Genomic DNA, 1,393 nt, shown 5'->3' with positions numbered 1-1,393 from the left:
ACTCAATGTATTAACTGGAGGCCTAGGTTCGGTTGTAACTTTAGGAGGAAAACTTGTAGTATCAAAAGCGGTAGTGATGGCATCAAAAGCGATGGTGGCAACAGCTAAAGATACAAATAAAATAAAAGCTTTGGAAAATATTGCTGCTGATGTTACAAAGGGGGTAGACCCTGCAAGAAAAGCAATCGCTGATAGTGCGAAATGGCGGGGGGATCAACTTCAAAAACATGCTTGGGAAAGACACCCTGGTCTGGCTAAAGATGGGGCTAATCAACTGCCTAGTGCTAAGTTGTATGACCAAAGAGCGCGCCAGAATATTCTGGATGCCGATACTGTGGTTAATCGTAAGAAAGGCGATACTCTTTATATTAATTCGCAGAATGGCTTAACTACAGGTGTTCAGCCAGGTGCCAATGGGCAGACGTATATAAATACATTCCATTTGCGTAAAAGTAATCAAGTCCCTAAAGAATTAAGTCCATGAATAAAGATATATTAGTAAAGTTAGCTTTGGTGAGGTATGTGTTGATGCCTCGCCAGCTTTTGGCTTTTGATGAGGCGTATGGTAAAGATAGTTACGAATTCAATAATTTTTTTCTCGCGAATAAGGATAATTCAATAACCGTAGCCTCACAATTCTTGAATCAGATTGAGACGAAAGGTATTGCCTTGATCTACGAGGGTAAATGCCGCGATATTTTAGAATTTGTAGTCAGTTTACCTTTTGTTGATACATCATCATTTTCAGATTTGAATAGTTATAATCCATTTGATGATTTTGAAGCTCAAGATGTAGATGGCTATTTTATAGGTGATCATTTCCCTAATGAGCTTGATGAGGAAGAGGATGACGCGTCAATATTCTATTCCGATAGTCCAGAGAAGTATTATCGGTGGTATAACGAAAAGAAAGATAAATCTCTAGTTGGATTACTATCCTTATATATTGCTCTTCTCAAAGAGCTATCCTAATTTAAGCCCGCTCACGCGGGCTTTTTAATGTGCGGTCTGTTGTATTACCGTTTCTAACATCTCACTGACAAACTTCTGCTTAGCCTTGGGTGATCAAATAATAGCCAGCCATTGATAATCAATAACATAACTAGCTTTCAACCCTATATCAACGATTGATGTCTATCAAAGAAGAATTTGAAACATTTTCAACACAGTGACGCGAATAAATGCTGAGGAATAAGTGAATTAGCAGAGATTAGTGAGTTTTAAGGCGTGGATTGTTAACCCTGTGTATTGCAGAGGAAAGTGTTCTTGAAGTTACGCTCTTTAGGCTAGTTTACCAGATCAAATAATAGCCAGCCATTGATAATCTTATCACCGGTCGAACAGAGACATATCAGTATGATGATTTACAGCGAATTAGCCGTATTAACGTGTC

General features: G+C 38.5%; 2 protein-coding genes. Both read left to right on the top strand.

The genetic code is table 11. The features are described 5' to 3' along the window. A partial coding sequence (locus tag G3R48_RS17010; protein ID WP_212593419.1) for a hypothetical protein occupies nucleotides 1–484 on the top strand: 484 nt, incomplete at its 5' end. Continuing rightward, nucleotides 481–972: a hypothetical protein gene (locus tag G3R48_RS17005; RefSeq protein ID WP_153666369.1), complete on the top strand. Its 492-nt coding sequence runs from the start codon at nucleotides 481–483 to the stop codon at nucleotides 970–972. The genes G3R48_RS17010 and G3R48_RS17005, both read left to right, overlap by 4 nt. The last annotated feature ends 421 nt before the right edge of the window (nucleotides 973–1,393 follow it).

It is taken from the genome of Shewanella intestini (assembly GCF_018221465.1).
In the GTDB taxonomy this organism is placed as follows: Bacteria; Pseudomonadota; Gammaproteobacteria; order Enterobacterales; family Shewanellaceae; genus Shewanella; species Shewanella intestini.
This window is presented reverse-complemented; position numbering and strand designations above follow the sequence as displayed.